Raw genomic sequence first — 18,620 nt, 5'->3', positions numbered from 1 at the left:
GTTCTAGAAATAGACTAATTGAAGTTTAGATAAATCATTAAAATTTAAGTTAGTTTATGTGCATAACATTCAGCTGAAATTTTATAGCCTAGCCTCTGGCTCTCTTTATATATTTTTTATAACCAACCAACGAAAGAATAAATCCTAACAGTGTATAACCTATAAGGACTACTGTTACTAAGATCAAATTCTCCCCCCCGGGTAGTGTTGATACTGATTGCACTAAGCCTTGATGTGCCCAATACTGTGGGAAGAGCATTCCAATTATTTTTAAATAACTAGGTAATTGATCAAATGGAGTCCATAAACCACAAGCAACCGCTGTCCCTAAAGCAATCATGTTCGTCATCACTAAACCTGTATTCTCAGTTTTAGCAAATGCGGCGATGGCTACTCCCCATGAAGTGACTTGCATTGATAATAGGACAACTACTAAGAAATACGAGCTGTATTGTGTGATTTCAATACCATATAAGTAAACACCCAAAATGGTTAACAACAAAACTTGAAATAAAATGATGACAAAGAACGGAACACACTTTCCAAGAAAAAAATTATGCGGCTGTAAGGGAGTACTTGCCAGCCTTGCCACAATTCCTTTCTCTCGATCTTTTACAAAGCTAATTACAATTGAAATAATAACAAATGTGGAAAAAAACACACTCATTCCTGTAACCGATTGAGAAGCAACTAATGTTTTTTGTGCTTGTGAACTACCTGATGTAAATAATTCTATTAAAAGAATAATTGAAGCAACTGGCAACAAAATGGTCCAGAACAACAAAGATCGATCTTTCACTTGTTTTATGGATTCGATGCGGACTAATGGCCACATAAAAATCACTCCCGTTATATTAATTTAATTCGCTTTCTTATATCACTTTTAAAATAATCACATTTTTTAATTATTTTACCATTTATAGATGCATTTAATTATAATTAGTCAAATAATCTTAACTAACCTACTTATTATTTTAAATTGAAGGTTCACACAAGGTAATTCTGTTCGTTTGATGTATGCCTCTTAACTATGTCAATCACTCTTATAAGTTATATGAATTAAAATACGAGAGTGGTTTTCATTCATAAAGACATTTTTATTGGAATTGATCACGTAAATCTGTTCCTGTTAATTGAAAAAATACATCTTCGAGTCTAGGTCTGTACAAAGATAATTGTTGGGGAACCAATGATTCTTTTTTACTCAGTTTAGCCAAATCTTCTAAAGTTTCTAAGGGTTTTGTTGTTTTAACTAACACACCGCCTTGATAAGTTACAAAGTCATACCCGAGACTAGTTAATGTTTTATTAGGAATCATAGAATCAAAAAAGACAGATGTTTCTGCATAACGATTCAAAAGTTCACCTATTTTTCCTTCTTCAACAATTTTTCCTTTATCAATGAAAGCCACATAATCACATAAACTCTCTATTTCCTCCATATAATGACTAACATAGATAATAGTTCTTCCCTCTTCCTTCAATTTGTTGATTATGTCAAAAATATAGCGTCTTGATTGAGGATCTACCCCCACTGTCGGTTCATCTAAAAGAATTAACTCAGGGGCGTGCATGAGAGCGCAGCCAATATTCAAACGGCGTTTCATTCCTCCTGAAAAATGTTCAACTATATCATTTGCTCTTTCCCACAACCCTACATCTTTTAGTGTTTTTTCTACTCTTTCATCTAATTTCTTCCCTTTTAAACCATAAATCTGTCCAAAAAACTCCATATTTACTTTAGCTGTTAATTTTTCCTCCAAGCTGATGTCTTGGGGGATGTAGCCTAGCGCACTTTTAGACTCACCAACATGCTCAACTTTGCCTTCATAAGATTTAATTATATGAGATATAATTTTCATTAAGGTTGATTTACCAGAGCCATTTGGACCTATTAATCCATAACAAACTCCTTCTGGAATCGTTAATGTAATACTTCTTAACGCTTGGGAAGCTCCGTATTTTTTACTGACGTTCTCTATTTTCAACATTCGGCACCCTTTCCTTTCATCTCATTTATTTTTTAAAATGGCTTCAATAACACTCAAATATTCTTTGTAAGCGTGCTCTCCTAAATCTGTTATACTAACTATTGTTTTTGGTTTTTTATCCACAAAGGTCTTTGTAATTAGCACATAGCCAGCTTCTTCTAATTTTTTCAAATGCGAGCCCAAATTCCCGTCTGTTACAGATAAAGAACCTTTTAAGAAGGTAAAATCACATGTTTCATAAATCATTAATAAACTCATAATCCCTAACCGGACTTTTGGATGGATTAAATCATTTAAACTATTGACATTACTCATTTCCTTGTCCTTTTCTTTTTAAAATCACACCAGTTAATAACAAACTTCCTCCACCAATAAAAGCAAAAATAATGTTCATTAAACTAGGAAATAATAAAAATGTAGTTACACCTAAAACACTTAACCAGAACCCCATAATAAAAATCTCTTTAGCTAGAACAATACCTAAAAGTAAATACATTATGGATACCAATAAAACAATATAAAAGGGTAAATTATCTACTGTATATGGTAATAAACCAACACATATTAAAAAAATAAAGATACCTAAAATGATTCCAAGGCCAAGCCATGTGTATTGCAATTGAGTTCTTAAAAACAAGGGCATTGGTATCATTTTCTTTTGTTTAAAATATGTAGTTAAAGTGATAACCCAGCCCACAATACCTAAAACAAGCCAAAAGACACCTATAGTTATTGGATTAGCAAAAAGTAAAGGTATTGAATACCCCATTATCCAAATAAGGCCCCAAATGATAAAATAAATACTTGTTTGTTTACAATACTCTGTTTTATAGTTTGTAATCGTCTTGATATGAGATAAATTCTCTAATATTTCTGAATTATTCGATTTTTCATTTGGCATAAATAAACTCCTCTTCCACAAAGAACTCTGTACTACAGAGTATAGAGTTAAATTTCCATTTAGTCAAGTTATTGGAAATTTTTTTTACAAATTAAGATAAAAAATAAAAATAACCACCTCCTTTTTTATGGGGAACGAAATCTCATAAATACCTTCTGTCACTTGATCCTTTCTGAAAACTTGGTTTAAGCAATATAAACAGCAAATGAAGTTCCTTATTCAGCAAGCATTCGCCATCAGTTCTTTTCGTTCATTCTTTTCGCATGTTCACTGATAAGGGCTGCCTCCCTGCTCCCTTTTATGATGCGGAAACCGTCATAATCGGGATAGAGCGAATCATCGTCTTGAATGCTTGTTAAAATCCAAAATTGACTACCAGCCCCTCCGAGCCGCTCAACCGCTGACAGCCAGCTTTGGTATACGTCAGGACGTGCTGATTGATTTTGATAGCCAAACTCTTCTAACACAACTGGTTTTCCGATTGACTTCCCGCGGGTGATATGGTCTTCGATCCATTTCACTCCCCAAGCAGCAGACTTGTTCCAATGATCTGGGTACAGATGGTAGGTTCCATAATCGATATTAGAGAGAGCTGTCAAACGGTCCCAATCGACGCCTTCTCCGCCTCTGTAAAACCAATCTTCATGGCCTGGTATGCGAAAAAACCCTTCATCTCCTACTGCAACAAGATGGTGACGATCCAGCGATTTGATCCATGTACTCATTTCATCTGCCCATTTGACTAGTATATTACCCGTTGGATCTGACTGCACACGCGGCTCATTGGCTAGTTCCCAAGTCATAATAGCTGGATCGTCCTTATATTGAACACCTGTGTACGTATTCGTTCTTTCTAAAACATAACGCACATAATTTTTGTAAGCATGTTGAATACGAGGATCTGTATAAAAGGCATCATGTGATCCTGCATTGAACCACTTTACGTATTGATTCATCCCGCCAAAGTCATCCCAATTGTTCACTAGTGGGATGACAAGTTTTATTCCTTCCTGCCCCGCTTTATAAATCGCATAATCTAGTTTTTGAAAACCCGATTCTTCATAGACCCCTGGACTAGATTGTAAAACGGAGTTTTCTTGAGGGGCTCCGTCGTGAAATCCCCAAATACGTAAGACCTTTAAATTCATTGCTTTCATATCATCGAACACTGCATCTACCATCTTTTTAGATTTGTAATGGAAATAGTAATTATTTGTACCAGCAAAGTAAAATGGTTGATTGTTCAGCGTAAATTGTGTGCCAGACGTCTGTACATAAGCGGCGGCTTTAATCGTCAGTAAAAACCATCCGGCCCATATAGCGACCACAAGTATGAAGAAGGACACTCTTTGAGTCCACTTTTTCATTTACATTCTCCTCACAATCTATCCTTCTTCAGGTATGATCACATCTAGCCGAAGTGGTGTTTGTTCATTTGAATCAAGTTCAATTGTCTGCTGTTTCAACAGTTTACTTTCTTTACCGATTCGAATCTCATATGTCCCGTGAAATGCTCGACATGTCACATTGCCATTAGCATCTGTTTTTTCAACTCTTTGTGTCGTCCACTCATTTAGAAGCTTTTCGTAACGTCTACCTGCTTCATTTAAAGACCAATCGTAATTCACGATGGCCGCATGCTCACCTCTCCAATGGGCACCTGCCCAAAATCCCCACATTAGCACTCCTTTTACGGCTGGATGACTAAATGCGACGCGATATAAAGCCTCTAGGTTATCCGCTCTTCTATTAGCGTCAGGGTGAACAGAGTCGTACTCTGTAACCCATATAGGAAGTCCAAGCTCAGCAAGCACATCGAGCCTCTCTTTTACAACGGCTGGATCGACCCGTTCTTCAAAATGCCCTTGTACACCAATCGCCTCAATAGGTGCGCCTAACTGACGAAGTTCATTGATATGTGCTTTATAAGCATGGTGCTCACCATATGAGATCACATTATAATCATTCACAAACAATCGTGCTTGAGGGTCAATTTTTTTCGTTTCTTCATACATCCATTTCCAAATATTTTTCCCGAAGCGGTCTTTAAAAAATGAACCATGCATCATTTCATTGTTTACATCCCAGTGACGGAATCTTCCTTTAAAGTGATTGCCCGCATGCTCAAGCCGGTTTTTCATGGCTTCATACACTTCGTGATTCGGTAGTGACCTCAGCCAGCTTGGATTGGCATCCTCTACCTCCCAAAATAAAGCGTGCCCCCTTACTGGAAGTTGATGTTTATCTGCAAAATTCAGCATCGCATCTGCTTTTTCGTAGGTGATTCTCCCTCTGTCCGGCTCATTTGCATACCATTTTGCCTCATTTTCAAAAACAGCCCAATTAAAATGCTTCACAAAAAAATCGGCATATTGTTGATTAAATAACACTTGGTCATTCATCGCTGAACCAAATGCAAATTCATGCCTAATTTGCTTCAACTCAACCTCTATTCCTGCTATTGGCTTTTTATCGTGATTTGTGACGTTTATTTCAAGATCTCTTTGTCTATGCTCTGAGATTCGATCATTCGCCTCTTTTTTCCACATCAGATTGATCTGCTCATTTTCGCCCTTGTTTATTGATTGATGAAGAAAACTTCTTTCTTTGACCATGTAAAAACACCCTTATCTTCACTGTATTTATATTTCTTAAACAAACTGCCGGCTCAAAGAAACCGGCAGCTTAAATTTCACCTGCTAGTTGATTAGACGATGATATTCTGCGTAGGCAGTGGCCATATCCACTTGTGACCAAAAACGGTGATAGGTGAAAACCGGTGCCCCATTCTCCCATTTGCCTGTTGCTTCATTATATGAAGACTGATATTTACTCTCGAGTGAAGACCATGCTGGATCTTGTTTAATGTTTGGACGAAGATCAGCAAAACTCGTATAGACCCCATTACCTCCTCGCTGCGGATCAGAAGGAATAGTGCTTGATCCAGGAATCTGATTCCCTTGACCAAATGTCCCGCTCCAACCATTTGGGAAATACACTTCTTTTTTAAAGAAGCGGTCATAGTCCTCTCTGTCTTCCTCTGTCACAATGCCCACGCCATCATTGTAATTCCACGCAACCTCAAGGAGCTGAGCGGCTGCATCTTTCGCTCTTACGCCAAGCGCTGTATAATCCCCTGTTTCTAGCTTAGTAGCAGCAGCAAAGAAAGTTAAAGCCTTGACGAGACTCCCTAGTACGCCCGTATCCTGAGTTGGATCTTTTGTGACAGCTATTAGGTTTGGATTTCCTGTTGCAGACTGGAATCCATTCCACGTGTCAGGCTGTCCGCTCCATGCAATATTTCCAGGAAGCCAAAACTCGCCAGGTGCACTCGTTGTAGCCACAGCAGCATTTGTTCCTCCTAGAATTCTTTGTCCTTGGTCATCTAAGAAATACCCCTCTTCATCCGACACAGGACGGCTGCCGATAAAAATGTAATCTAATGCATAGTCGACCCATTTTGTGATACAAGATTTCGCCATTTGGACATTTTCAGAAGTTTTGTCTCCATCTTTCACAAAAATATAATAAAGCTCTGCTACGCGTTCCATCGGCCATGCCTGCATCCCGAACCAGTTATTAGAAGGTGGATCATGGTAAACAGGTGCATCCTCGTATGCCATATCGTAAAAAGTACTTCTTCCCGCCGGATATGCACTATAGTCTCCATTCCAGCTATTGGTTGCGCCTCCTGCTATCGCTCCCTCTTTTGATTGCAGCCATACATAAAATTCAAGCTGCCTTTTTAATGTTTTTTCCCAATCGCTTGCACCGGTTGCGGAAGATGGCTTTAAACCACCTTTGTCTGAGGACAAAGCATAAGCGGCGACAGGGTTTTGATACCCTTGGTGGCAGTGGCTCGCTCCGATACGCCATGACCAGTTTGCATAGTCGCCAAGTCCTCCGCCCCAAGAGGTATACCACGCCATTAAGTAATGACAGGCACCCTTTCCGTTTCCAGGGTACGGATTCCCTTGCTTGCCGCTTCCAATCGTTTGAAAATACTTATCGTACATACCGTAACGGAGAAAATCACCCATTTTTTTCGCTTTATCAAGATAGGTTGAATTATTGTAGCCGAGTTCCTTTGCCCAATACATCGCTTGTATTGCACGCGCATCAGCATCCGTCGCATTGGTATAGCGCCACTGAGCAGCTGGTGCTTGGTTTTCTTTTGTGAACAAGCTCATAAAGCCTTCATTTGGCTTCCCAAAAGATTGATCATCTTGTGATGGATGTGGGATCGCCTCCCATACAGATTCCTGCGGCCCGCGCTGGAACGTGTTTACATATGCGGCTGTATGTGATGGATTGAGTAAGTTCCCATATTTATACCAGTTATCGACATCAAGCAGCCAGTGCATTAAATACGTTTCATTCGTTCCATAGGTTGATTTCAATTCACCATCAATCGGATCTTGACCAGCAGGACGAGCTCCGCTCAGCTGACTAGGATATTGATCTGGATATGGTTTTTCCGCTGCGTATGTGGCTGGGCTAGAAGGATTGTAGGCGCTCATATGCGGCTGCTCATCATTTCCATCTTCATTTACTGGGATGATGTACTTCTCCATATTGTCCCAGGCTGCCTCTAATTTGCTCCAATCCCCTGTGTAATGTCCGTACAACACCTCTAGCCACAGCCAATAGCTATACGCTTCTGACGTTGTCATATGCCCATAATCAGGCGCTTCGCAAATAAGCGTCTCAATTGAATGATACGGAATTCCTTCTGATGAAAAATATCCATTCCCATCACTTTTAATTTGATGATAAAGCGTTAAAAACCGTTCTTTGTTTGACAAATCCTTCACCCTTTCAAAAAATCTTGATTTTTATTTGTCTGGAAGTGTACCAAATACTAAAGCACCATCATCAAAAACAGGAATTCTCGGTGTTTTTTGCATATTGGATGTTAAGCCTTGAAAGGAATAATCATTTGAGGCATCCCATATATTCGACCCATTTGGTGCAGATAATCGAAATTGTATTTCCTTCTTATGCTCTGATTCTCCTCCAGGAAAAATCGCTACGCCTGTAAAATCAATTTCTGCATAATACACGTGAGCTGATGCGTCATATACCTTGATCGGAGATAAGGAAGCGCCTTCATTGTAGGCGGCTGTCACTTGAATATCTTTTTCAGTGAATCCCTTTGCAAAGACCTCACTCAGATTGACGTAATATCTAAAGGAGAGCGTTTGACTACGTCTCGCCGGCCATCCGGACCGGTTGTATAGAACCGCCTTTACTTGAGTAGATGTTGCATCGTTATTCATCACTGCTGCCTCTACAAAAAACTCATCCTCTGGTTGTTCTTGAGGCGGGAAATTGGGCAGCTTTGATTGCCCTTTTCCAAACAGCTGCACCATTTTGGCTATATTTCCTGTAAAAGCGGCATTATAGTCCGTCGCCACCTCGTTTGATACATAATCAGAGATGTCATCGTCATATTGATCCTGTGCATTTGGTCCGCCAACGAGCGCCCCATAAAGAGTGTGACGATGATTCGAAGGATTTGTCAGCTGATTAGACCATGAACCGTGTGCAGTTCGGTGGTGTGGATGCTTCGGCGGGTTCTGGCCAAACCCAACGACATAGCTTCTATTAAGCGGATTATCACCAAGCATATAGTGAGTTTGGTTGATCGCAAACGTTTGGTATCGATTCTTTTTTTCTTCATCTGACACCCAATCAGCGTAAACAAAGGCTAAAAATGCTGCATTTGCTGTATAACGAAGCGAGCCCCATTGATCAAGCCATGCCAAACCGCCAGGCGTATAAGTGATTCTTTCGACTTTTCCATTTTGAACAAAACCTGTGGTCCAGTAATCAAGATTACGCTCTGTCGATTCTATAAATCGATTCTCTTTCGTGATTCTGGCGAGTAAGATTTGCGAAGCAAAAAAAGTATTGTCCCAGGACATGGTAAACGTATAATCCCAATCCTTCGGCCATTCCTCTACTGCTTTTAATGCTTGATTTAAATAGGTTTCTTCATTTGTTGCCAAGTACAGCCAGATTCCGCCCCAAATGAGTTCATCAATATAGCCGCTCCATGAGTTGTAAAACGGCTGAGCGTTTGTGACACAATCTGTATACTCGCCGCGATACCTGTCCGCAAATGCATACAGCTGTTTCGCGTGCGTCAGAAGCTTTGCTGCATAAGGGGCATCTGTCTCTTTAAAAATGATAGAGCCCGCTGCTAAAGCTGCCGCAGTTTGTGCGGCCACTTCTGTTCCTGGACAATTTTCATCAATTTTAAAAGCTGGCCGGCTCATCGGCATCACTTCTGCCGGTCCCCACCAAGCATGATCAGCGTTCCCATCACCTACCTGCGCCCAAAACTCGTTCGGACCTGTATGAGCTTTCAAAAAATAATCTGTTGCCCACCTGATTTGATCGAGGATGTCATCAAGCAGTTCTGCCTCTTCATAGGCTTCTCGGTATTCATATACTGTCCATGCAAGCACAGCTGCTGAGTACGCCATTGGAAGTCCAAATTTCACATGATCACCTGCGTCATACCAGCCGCCAGTTAAGTCATGCCCTACATCCTTCCCGTCCTCTAGTCCAGAATCTCCCCGCCAGTTGAGACGGCTGCTTTTAGGCAGTTTTCCAGACCGCTGCGCTTCATAAAACAACAAGGATTTTTGAAGAACCTCTACATAGTTATACGATGCCATTTCTGTATGACTCACCCCTTCTATTTAGTCAAACATGAATAGACAAGCCACCTCCTTTGATTCAGAACGTGATTTGAACAGCTTTGAAAAGAATCAAATATGTTTCAAAAATAAGCATAGTAAACAGCAATCAGCTTTGCGCTCATCGAAGTTTTTTTCTCTTGATTCTTTCTGTGACTGTACCCAGAATGATCATATGTCGATTGAGAACATTTCAGACGGCGAAATTCTCTTTTTTGCTCTATTTGGGTAGAAAGAATGACATACAATCTCTTCTTTTAAAACATCACGCTAAATCAAGGTATATGAATGAATTAGAAAATGATTCCATTTGGTGGAAATTCTTTATTAGTTAACATAATAATATTATTGTATATATAAAAAAGAAACGCCCCTTTAAGGGCGCTCTTCATTGATCGCATTAAAACAAAGAAAGCTGGTTTTGATCAGGAAGTGCTTCTAAGCAGCCTTGACGATCTAAATATTCTAGAATCGTTTTCGACACTTTTCCGCGTTTTTGTAAATCCTCTTTTGAAAGGAATTCCCCATCTTGACGTGCGCGAACAATATTTAACGCAACGTTCGTTCCGAGTCCAGGGATTGAGTTGAATGGCGGAATTAATCCATCTCCATCAATGATAAACTCTGTTGCACTTGATCGATAGAGATCCACTTTTTTGAAATGGTAGCCTCTTTCACACATTTCAAGGGCAAGCTCTAGTACAGTTAATAGGTTCTTTTCTTTCGGTGAAGCATCTAAACCTTTTGAGTTAATATCGTCCATGACCGCTCGAATCGCATTCGATCCTTTTGTCATTGTTTCAATATCAAAGTCATCTGCACGAACGGTAAAATAAGCCGCATAGTATAAAAGTGCATGATGCACCTTAAAGTAGGCAATCCGTACAGCCATTAATACGTAAGCAGCTGCGTGGGCCTTAGGGAACATGTATTTGATCTTTTTACAAGAATCAATATACCAGTTCGGTACATTATTATTCTTCATTTCTTCTTCCCATTCAGGGGGAAGTCCTTTTCCTTTACGAACAGACTCCATGATTTTAAAGGCAAGTGACGGCTCTAAGCCCTGATAGATGAGATAGACCATAATATCGTCACGGCACCCAATCACTTCACTTAGTTCACACGTTTTATTGTGAATGAGCTCTTGCGCGTTCCCGAGCCATACATCCGTCCCGTGTGATAATCCAGAGATCTGAACAAGCTCTGAGAAGGTTGTTGGTTTTGTATCCTCAAGCATTTGCCGAACAAACCTTGTCCCAAACTCTGGAATACCGAGTGTACCTGTTTTACAGCCAATTTGCTCCTCTGTTACACCAAGAGGCTCTGTTCCTTGGAAAATTTTCATCACTTCTGGATCATCTGTTGGAATCGTCTTTGGATCAATTCCGCTTAAATCCTGAAGCATACGAATAACCGTAGGATCATCGTGCCCTAATATATCAAGTTTGAGCAAGTTGTCATGGATTGAGTGGAAATCAAAATGCGTCGTTTTCCAATCAGAACCTGTCGCATCTGCTGGAAATTGAATAGGTGAGAAATCGTAAATGTCCATATAATCCGGCACTACAATAATACCGCCTGGATGCTGGCCCGTTGTCCGTTTTACCCCTGTACAGCCTTGTACAAGCCGGTCGATTTCTGCGCCCCTCATATGAAGATTATGATCTCCAGCGTAGCCTTTCACGTAACCATATGCTGTTTTTTCTGCAACAGTACCAATCGTACCTGCTCGGTATACATACTCTTCACCGAACAGCTCTTTCGTATAGTTATGGGCAATCGGCTGATATTCACCTGAGAAGTTCAAGTCGATATCAGGGACTTTGTCTCCTTTAAAACCTAAGAACGTTTCAAACGGAATATCATGCCCGTCTTTTTTGTACGGCGTGCCACATTCCGGGCAGTCCTTGTCAGGAAGGTCAAAGCCTGAACCAACAGATCCGTCGTTAAAGAACTCGGAATGCTTACAGCTTGGACATACATAATGCGGCGCAAGCGGGTTCACTTCGGTAATCTCTGTTAAAGTTGCAACAAGAGATGAGCCGACAGATCCCCTTGAACCAACAAGATATCCGTCATCAAGTGATTTCTTTACAAGCTTATGAGAGATTAAGTAAATAACGGCGAATCCATGCCCGATAATACTTTTTAATTCTTTCTCAATACGGTCTTCTACGATTTTCGGCAAATCATCTCCATAGATGCTGCGCGCCATTTGATAGCTCATTTCCCGTACTTCTTCATCTGCACCTTCAATTTTTGGTGTGTATAGGTCATCTTTGATTGGTTTAATGCTTTCGACCATCTCAGAGACTTTTTTCGTATTCGTCACGACGATCTCTTTCGCTTTTTCCTCTCCTAGAAAGGAGAATGCTTCAAGCATTTCATCTGTCGTTCTAAAATGAACTTTTGGCAGTTCATGACGATTCAGCGGATTTGCTCCACCTTGTGATGAAATTAAGATTTTACGATAAATTTTGTCTTCTGGATGCAGATAATGCACATTTCCGGTTGCTACGACTGGTTTATTCAGCTTTTCGCCAAGCTTCACAATGTTTGTGATGATTTCTTTTAACGCACGTTCATCTCGAACAAGCTCCAGCTGTAGCAGATGCTGATACACTTCTGGCGGATGAACTTCTAAATAGTCATAAAATGCTGCAATGTCTTCAACCTCATCAGGTGATTTTTGCATCATCCCTTCAAACACTTCACCCTTATCACAGGCAGACCCAATAATTAAACCTTCTCGATATTTCTCAAGCTGTGAGCGCGGAATGCGCGGCACTCGGTAGAAATAATGAATATGAGAAAGAGAAACAAGCTTGAATAAATTTTTCAGCCCTGTCTCATTTTGTGCGATCAGAATGGCATGGTAAGGACGTGAGCGCTGGTAAGCATTAGACTGACCCATGTTTTCATTCAATTGATCGTGATAGGCAATATCCTTTTCAGCCGCATCTTTTAGCATTTTCAGCATGAGGTAGCCTGTCGCCTCTGCATCGTAAATGGCCCGGTGATGCTGCGTCAGTTCTATATCGAACTTTTTACAAAGTGTGTTCAGCCGGTGATTCTTAAATTCAGGGTAAAGGAATCGGCCAAGTTCCAGTGTATCAATCACAGGGTTTGACGCTTTATCTGTTTTTAACAGGCGTTTGTACGCTGTATTTAAAAAGCCCATATCAAAGCTTGCATTGTGCGCAACAAGGATATCTTGTCCAATCCATTCTTTGAAATCCCGTACGACATCGACGACATCTGGAGCATCTCTGACCATATCATCCGTGATACCTGTTAATTCGATCGTTGTCGCTGATAGTGGGTGATGAGGATTTGCAAATGCCTCAAAACGGTCAATGATTTCTCCGCCCTTTATTTTCACTGCTGCCAGCTCAATAATCGTGTCATACACAGCTGAAAGTCCAGTTGTCTCTACGTCAAATACAACATATGTTGCATCCTCTAACAAACGGTGCTCTGGATTATAGGCAATAGGTACTCCGTCGTCAACCAAGTTGATTTCCACACCATACATCATTTTGATGTCATGCTTTTTACTTGCTGCATAGGCATCTGGGAAGGATTGTACAACCGCATGATCCGTCAGAGCAATCGCTTCATGTCCCCATTTTTTTGCTTGTTCCACCAACTTGCCAATGCCAGTAACAGCATCCATTTGACTCATTGGGGAATGCAAATGAAGCTCGACACGCTTTTCACCCTCAGGTGCCGTATCCTCTTTCAGCTGAGGTTTCATTTCATTGACGTCATTGGCAATCATGACAAGGTCTCTGACAAACGTATCGTTTTGAATGCTTCCTCTTGCTTTGACCCACATGCCTTTTTTCAATGATTTCATCAGCTGGGCATCTTCTTTTTCTCTTGCAAACATTTTAATTAAAATACTGTTTGTATAATCTGTAATTTTAAAGATACAAAGCGTTCTGCCGCTTTTCAGCTCACGCGTTTCTGCATCGAATACGTAGCCCTGGACGGTGATTCTTCTTTCCTCATCCATAATACTATCAAGCGTACGAATTTCTTCATTGTCTTTAATTTGATAGCCAATCATGAGTGGGCCAGACGGACCTTCTTCCTGCTCCTCACTTTCCTTCTTCTCCATCTCAGTGAGGGCTTGCATCGCTCTTTCTTGATCTTCTGCAAGCTTTTGTTCTCTGAACTTCTGAATCTCTTGATCTGATACAAAAATTTCTGTATCAAATTGCAATTCTGGAAAGCCTACTTGTTTAAAAGCAGCCTGGAGCATTGGACTGTACTTCTTCTTGATGGCCAAAGCCTCTGTTTCGCTTTTCGTTTTGATGATGATTTTATGTCCAGACAGCGATGGTTTTTGCTGCTGAAGCAAGCTGATAATTGGAGGAGAAATTCCTTGAAGCTCTTCCACACAATGTGACCAATACGATTGAACGAGCTCTTCAGAGATGCTCGAATCATTGACTTCAATCGTGCAAGTGACTTGTGCAATATGAGAAAATGCATTTGTCAGCCTGCTGAGAAACATTGCATATACCTTGTAAGGCAAAAGCGCCTTAAATTTAAAAAGGAAATGCCACGTTTTCGCCGCCTTATGCACCGTCAATTTGACGATTTCTCCTTCTTCAAAGTAACGACTGAGGTCATCATCTGTCATTTGAATCTGATTGAGTAATATATGAAATTGCCGCCGTGTGATCGGTAATTGTTCATCCAAGACAGGACCCTCCTTTTGTCAATCAGAAAGGTACCTCTTTTCTACAGGAGGTACCTTCATTTTTTTGTTCGTTTTTTATGCTTGGCGTATAAAAGAAATCAGCTCATCAACAGATACTTCGTGTGATTCCCCTGATTTTCTAAACTTCACTTCAACAATGCCTTCTTCTGAACGTTTTCCGCAGCTAATGCGAATTGGCAGCCCAATTAAATCACTGTCTGCAAATTTCACGCCTGCTCGCTCCTGACGGTCATCGAAAAGTACGTCAAAGCCCTCATCTTCTAAGCGCTCGTATAACGTTTCAGCTAGCTCTTTTTGAGCATCGTTTTTCATATTTAATGCAAGGAGATGAAGGTCATATGGCGCAACAGCTTCCGGCCAAATGATTCCTTTCTCATCGTGATGCTGTTCAACAATCGCTGAAAGCGTTCTAGAGATACCGATACCATAGCAGCCCATAATCATTGGCTGCGCTCGACCATTCTCATCAAGGTACGTCGCATCCATTGACTCAGAATAACGAGTGCCTAGTTTAAAGACTTGTCCTACTTCAATCCCTTTAGCAAACTGGATTGTGCCTTCTCCATCTGGAGAAACGTCGCCTTCTTGGATCAAACGGAGATCTGTGAATTCTTTCACTGACACATCACGCGCAGGATTGACATTGATATAGTGATAATCCGCTTCGTTTGCACCTGCAACAGCATTTGTCATGCCTTTAACCGCAAGGTCTGCATAAATATCGACTTCTGCTTCCAGCTTCACTGGACCAACAAATCCAGGCTCTGTTCCAATGACTTCTAGTACTTCTTCGCGAGTAGCAAGCTCTACAAGCTGTGCTCCTACCAAGTTTTTCACTTTCACATCATTTACTTCATGGTCGCCTCTCGTCAGGATGAGAACATACGCATCATCTGCTTTAAACAAAACAGACTTGATACAAAGAGAAGGATCAACTTCTAAAAATCCAGCGATGTCTTGAATCGTTTTTGCTTGCGGTGTATGGACTTTTTCAAGTTCTTTGAAGTCCGCAGGATTTGCTTCTTCTCCTTGATATACAGCTTCAGCCATTTCAATGTTCGCAGCATAGGAAGATGTATCAGAGTATGCGATTGTATCTTCTCCTACTTCTGACAGTGCCATAAACTCATGTGTATCTTTTCCTCCCATTGCACCAGAATCTGCAATAACTGGTCTAAAATTAAGACCTACTTTTGAGAATACATTGGAGTAAGCTGTAAACATCTTGTTGTAAGTGTCATCAAGGCTTTCTGGTGAAGAATGGAATGAGTACGCATCCTTCATAATAAATTCACGTCCGCGCAGTAGCCCAAAACGCGGTCTCTGTTCGTCGCGGAATTTTGATTGAATTTGATAAAGAGTTAAAGGAAGCTTCTTATACGATTTCACTTCGCTGCGTACAAGTGATGTAATCACTTCTTCGTGCGTTGGGCCAAGTGCAAACTCACGGCCATGACGATCTTTCATACGCATCAATTCTGGACCGTATGTATACCATCTTCCTGACTCTTGCCACATTTCTGCCTGCTGCAGCACTGGCATTAACAGCTCAGCTGCTCCCGCCTTTTCCATCTCCTTGCGAACGATGGATTGAATATGCTGGATGACTTTATGAGCAAGCGGCAGATAATGATAGATTCCGCTTGTGTTTTGTCTAATGAACCCAGCTCTTACTAAGAGCTGGTGACTTTTTGCCTCAGCATCTGCTGGCACCTCTCGAAGAGTTGGTATGAAAGTCAGGGATTGTCTCATGTCGTTACACCTCATTTATGAAATAGGACTTCTCACAAAAACTCTTGTTTCCCGTAATGAGAAACAAGAGACATTGGTTTTATAAAAATAATCGCTGGATGTCATTCCACGTAACCACTAGCATTAACAGCATGAGGAATGCAACACCGATAAAGACAACAAGTGCTTCTTTCTCACGATTAATTGGTTTACCGCGAATGGCTTCAACAAACAAGAATAGTAAACGTCCTCCGTCTAGTGCAGGAATCGGCAATAAATTCACGATACCTAAGTTAATACTAAGGAACGCCGCAAACTGCATTAATGTTAACACACCTTGCTTAGCTACTTCTCCTGTCATGTCATAGATCCCAACAGGACCTGCTAACATATCTAGTGAAAATTGCCCTGTGACAATCTTTTGTAAGTTCGTTAAAATCAGACCTGCTGTTGAAATCACAGTCGTTCCTGAGGATGAAATAACCTTCAGAAATCCATTTTCCGTTGGCGGATAAGATCCGAAACGGCCAATGTTTTTTCCGTCTGCTTTCACAGCTTCTGGTACAACCTGCACAGTGCTTTCTTTGCCGTCTCGGTCAATGACGACATTCATTTTTTTCTCAGGGTTCTTTTGAACGGTTTGAACGACATCTGTCCAAGAATTCATTTTATCCCCGTTAATGGACACGATGTGGTCTCCCTGCATGAGTCCAGCTTCTGCCGCTCGGCCGTCTTTCGTCAGCTTGCCGAGTACAGGATCATCAACGGTGACCCCTTGAATAAACCCTAAAGCAACTAAAATCACATACGCCAAGATAAAGTTCATAATCGGTCCAGCTGCGATCGCTTTAATACGCTGCCATACCGTTTTTGATCCAAATTGACGATTGTACGGTGCGATTTGAATCTCTTCACCATCTGCAATATAAAAGCTTGTTTGACTTACATTGTAGCCAGTCAAAATATCTTCATTTCCAGCTTCATATCCTGAGATTCTCATGGCATGATCTAAATCAATCTGCTCAACTTCGATGACAAGTGCATCAGGATATTTTTCTTTATCATTTAAAATGATTTTTTCTACTTCATTTTGCTCATTGAATAAGAGCCCCACTGTATGACCTGGTTTAATTTCAATGACTTCAGGGTCCTCTCCTGCCATTTTAACAAATCCGCCAATAGGGAGAAGTCTAATGGTATAAACGGTTTCTTTTCGTTTAAAGGAGAAAATCTTCGGCCCAAAACCAATTGCGAACTCACGGCATAAAATCCCCGCTCGCTGCGCCATAATTAAATGGCCAAGCTCGTGGAAAAAAACGAGCGTTCCAAAAATAATAATAAACGCAATCACTGTATTCACGAACATACCACCTTATGTGAGGATTGATTGAACAAAGTCTCGTGTATCTTTGTCCACTTCATGGATATCTTGCAAACTAGGCGTTGAAATCACATGATGTCTGTTTAGTGCCTTTTCAATCAATTCTTCAATTTGCAGGAATGTTACTTTGCCTTTCAGAAATGCATCGACTGCCATTTCATTTGCTGCATTGAGCACAGCAGGCATTGTCCCTCCTATTTTACCTGATTCATAAGCAAAATGTAAGCAGCGATACCTGTCAAAATCCGCTTTTTGGAAATTCAATTGTCCAATCTCCCAAAGGTTCAATGATTTTGCTTCTGGTAATGGCGCCCTGTCAGGGTATGTGAGTGCATATTGAATGGGCACTCTCATGTCAGGTGTCCCTAACTGAGCCATGACGCTTTTGTCGTGAAATTCCACCATCGAATGGATAATGCTCTCTTTATGTAACAGCACATCAATTTGTTCATACGGTATATCAAACAACCAATGTGCCTCAATCACCTCGAGCCCTTTATTCATCATCGTCGCTGAATCAATGGTAATTTTCGCTCCCATCGACCAGTTTGGGTGGTTCAGCGCTTCTTCAACCGTAACACCTTCAAGTTCAGTTCGTTTTTTATCTCGGAAACTACCACCTGAGGCTGTCACGATTAAGCGTTCAATGTTTTTAGCTTGTTCACCTTGCAGGCATTGAAAAATAGCGGAATGCTCACTATCGACAGGAAGTAAAGGTACATCATATCTTTTCGCGTACTCTTTTACTATATGACCAGCTGTCACAAGTGTTTCCTTATTTGCGAGTGCAATCGTCTTTTTTTGTTCAATGGCCTTTAATGTTGGAACAAGCCCGACACTTCCGACAAGGGCATTGACCACAACGTCCACTGCTTCATAGGTCGCTGCTTCGATGTTGGCTTCATCACCAGCAGCCATCTTGACATCGTATTCAAATGAATGACCTTTTAGCGTGTGATAGGCCTCTTCACTTAAGCATCCGACAAATTCAGGCTGAAACTGTTCAATGATTGGTATGGCTTTGTCTACATTTCGGCCAAACGTCATGGCTTTTAGCTTAAATTTGTCTGGGTGCTGCCTCATCACATCTAATGTTTGTTCTCCAATTGATCCTGTTGCGCCTAATAGCGAAATATATCTCAAATTGCCACTCCTTCTCTCGTTCAATAAGTTT

At 40.8% G+C, this 18,620-nt stretch carries 12 protein-coding genes; all 12 read right to left on the bottom strand.

Annotated elements, in window-relative coordinates:
* Positions 1 to 88 precede the first annotated feature (88 nt).
* Positions 89 to 835, bottom strand: a complete 747-nt coding sequence (locus MHH41_RS08025) for an ABC transporter permease (RefSeq protein ID WP_003212220.1) — start codon at positions 833 to 835, stop codon at positions 89 to 91.
* Between the two features lie 262 nt (positions 836 to 1,097).
* Positions 1,098 to 1,991 carry an ABC transporter ATP-binding protein gene (locus MHH41_RS08020; RefSeq protein ID WP_003211121.1) on the bottom strand — a complete coding sequence of 298 codons (894 nt, stop codon included), beginning with the start codon at positions 1,989 to 1,991 and terminating at the stop codon, positions 1,098 to 1,100.
* 21 nt (positions 1,992 to 2,012) lie between these two features.
* Positions 2,013 to 2,306 (bottom strand): winged helix-turn-helix domain-containing protein, encoded by a 294-nt coding sequence (locus MHH41_RS08015; RefSeq protein ID WP_034619900.1) that lies wholly within the window; start codon positions 2,304 to 2,306, stop codon positions 2,013 to 2,015.
* Positions 2,299 to 2,892 carry a hypothetical protein gene (locus tag MHH41_RS08010; RefSeq protein ID WP_251191262.1) on the bottom strand — a complete coding sequence of 198 codons (594 nt, stop codon included), beginning with the start codon at positions 2,890 to 2,892 and terminating at the stop codon, positions 2,299 to 2,301. The genes MHH41_RS08015 and MHH41_RS08010 overlap by 8 nt, the downstream gene beginning before the upstream one ends.
* Before the next feature lie 236 nt (positions 2,893 to 3,128).
* The gene (locus MHH41_RS08005) at positions 3,129 to 4,259 is read right to left on the bottom strand and encodes a glycoside hydrolase 5 family protein (RefSeq protein ID WP_340866070.1); all 1,131 of its coding nucleotides are present in this window, start codon (positions 4,257 to 4,259) and stop codon (positions 3,129 to 3,131) included.
* Between the two features lie 18 nt (positions 4,260 to 4,277).
* Positions 4,278 to 5,507, bottom strand: coding sequence for an endo-1,4-beta-xylanase (locus MHH41_RS08000; RefSeq protein ID WP_340866069.1), 1,230 nt, complete (start codon positions 5,505 to 5,507; stop codon positions 4,278 to 4,280).
* Positions 5,508 to 5,591: 84 nt separating this feature from the next.
* Positions 5,592 to 7,697: a glycoside hydrolase family 48 protein gene (locus MHH41_RS07995; protein ID WP_310426782.1), complete on the bottom strand. Its 2,106-nt coding sequence runs from the start codon at positions 7,695 to 7,697 to the stop codon at positions 5,592 to 5,594.
* 30 nt (positions 7,698 to 7,727) lie between these two features.
* Positions 7,728 to 9,578, bottom strand: a complete 1,851-nt coding sequence (locus tag MHH41_RS07990) for a glycoside hydrolase family 9 protein (RefSeq protein ID WP_340866665.1) — start codon at positions 9,576 to 9,578, stop codon at positions 7,728 to 7,730.
* 421 nt (positions 9,579 to 9,999) lie between these two features.
* Positions 10,000 to 14,253: a PolC-type DNA polymerase III gene (locus MHH41_RS07985; protein ID WP_233421743.1), complete on the bottom strand. Its 4,254-nt coding sequence runs from the start codon at positions 14,251 to 14,253 to the stop codon at positions 10,000 to 10,002.
* Positions 14,254 to 14,388: 135 nt separating this feature from the next.
* Positions 14,389 to 16,086: a proline--tRNA ligase gene (locus tag MHH41_RS07980; protein WP_050945032.1), complete on the bottom strand. Its 1,698-nt coding sequence runs from the start codon at positions 16,084 to 16,086 to the stop codon at positions 14,389 to 14,391.
* A 79-nt stretch (positions 16,087 to 16,165) separates the two neighbouring features.
* Entirely contained in the window at positions 16,166 to 17,431 is a 1,266-nt protein-coding gene (gene rseP / locus MHH41_RS07975; protein ID WP_106055909.1) for an RIP metalloprotease RseP, read from the bottom strand.
* A 6-nt stretch (positions 17,432 to 17,437) separates the two neighbouring features.
* Entirely contained in the window at positions 17,438 to 18,589 is a 1,152-nt protein-coding gene (dxr, locus tag MHH41_RS07970; protein WP_106032950.1) for a 1-deoxy-D-xylulose-5-phosphate reductoisomerase, read from the bottom strand.
* Between the last annotated feature and the right edge of the window lie 31 nt (positions 18,590 to 18,620).

This window comes from Bacillus sp. FSL K6-1145 (assembly GCF_038003425.1).
GTDB lineage: Bacteria > Bacillota > Bacilli > Bacillales > Bacillaceae > Bacillus > Bacillus pumilus.
This window is presented reverse-complemented; position numbering and strand designations above follow the sequence as displayed.